This window comes from Escherichia sp. AM3 (genome assembly GCF_032029835.1).
In the GTDB taxonomy this organism is placed as follows: domain Bacteria; phylum Pseudomonadota; class Gammaproteobacteria; order Enterobacterales; family Enterobacteriaceae; genus Escherichia; species Escherichia coli.
In genome coordinates this window covers 1-1,175 of sequence record NZ_JAVUPQ010000343.1, presented here as the reverse complement: position 1 = coordinate 1,175, position 1,175 = coordinate 1, and the positions used below count along the sequence as shown (strand labels likewise).

Below are 1,175 nucleotides of genomic sequence, written 5' to 3'. Positions count from 1 at the left end.
TTGCGCCTGACCTGACTGAAATCAGGACGTCCATAACGGATGTCAGCAATGAAATAACACAGACCGTCAATAAGAAACTGGAAGACCAGAGTGCGGCAATCCAGCAGATACAGAAGGTTCAGGTTGATACAAATAATAACCTGAACAGCATGTGGGCAGTGAAGCTGCAGCAGATGCAGGACGGACGCCTTTATATTGCGGGTATCGGTGCCGGTATTGAGAACACCCCTGACGGCATGCAGAGTCAGGTGCTGCTGGCAGCAGACAGGATTGCGATGATTAATCCTGCGAATGGCAACACAAAGCCGATGTTTGTTGGTCAGGGCGATCAGATATTCATGAATGAAGTGTTCCTGAAACGCCTGACGGCCCCCACCATTACCAGCGGTGGAAATCCGCCGGCATTTTCCCTGACACCAGACGGAAAGCTGACCGCTAAAAATGCGGATATCAGCGGTAATGTGAATGCAAATTCAGGGACGCTCAACAATGTCACGATTAACCAGAACTGTACGATTAAGGGCATGCTGGAGGCGACCCAGGTCAGAGGGGATTTCGTTAAAGCTGTATCAAAAGCCTTCCCGAAAAAAGTCGGTACGTGGGGTAACACGGAAACACCAAACGGTACGGTTACAGTCACCATCAGCGATGATCATAACTTTGACCGCCAGATTATTATTCCGCCCATTATTTTTAACGGTATAGCGTATGACGATCCGGGGAGCGGAAATAACCCAGGAGGCACGCGATACACGGGTTATGGTTTTGAAGTTCGCAAAAACGGCGTATTAATCGCATCCAGAGAAACTAAAGGGGCCATTCCCGGTAGTTACAGTGCAGTTATTGATATGCCTAGTGGTGGTGGTAGCGTCACTCTGGAGTTTAAGATTTTCCAGAAAGGCAATCAGGGGGCAGGCAATATCACCGACTGTACGGTGATTGTGACCAAAAAAGCCGCTTCCGGCATCAGTATTCGTTGAAATTGTTATAACCCATATAAGGGCACCAGAAATGGTGCCTTTTTTATTGCAGAAAAGCGAGAGGTAATTATGCGTAAACTTTATGCCGCCATTTTGTCCGCAGCCATTTGTCTGGCCGTATCCGGTGCGCCTGCATGGGCATCTGAACATCAGTCCACGCTGAGCGCGGGGTATCTTCATGCCTCGACGAACGTT

At 48.9% G+C, this 1,175-nt stretch carries 2 protein-coding genes; both read left to right on the top strand.

Features of this window, described 5'->3' with window-relative positions; translation table 11 throughout:
- A partial coding sequence (locus RTW80_RS25685; protein ID WP_312720877.1) for a phage tail tip protein occupies positions 1–980 on the top strand: 980 nt, incomplete at its 5' end.
- 69 nt (positions 981–1,049) lie between these two features.
- The coding region (locus RTW80_RS25680) for an Ail/Lom family outer membrane beta-barrel protein (RefSeq protein WP_001628190.1) at positions 1,050–1,175 on the top strand (126 nt) is incomplete at its 3' end.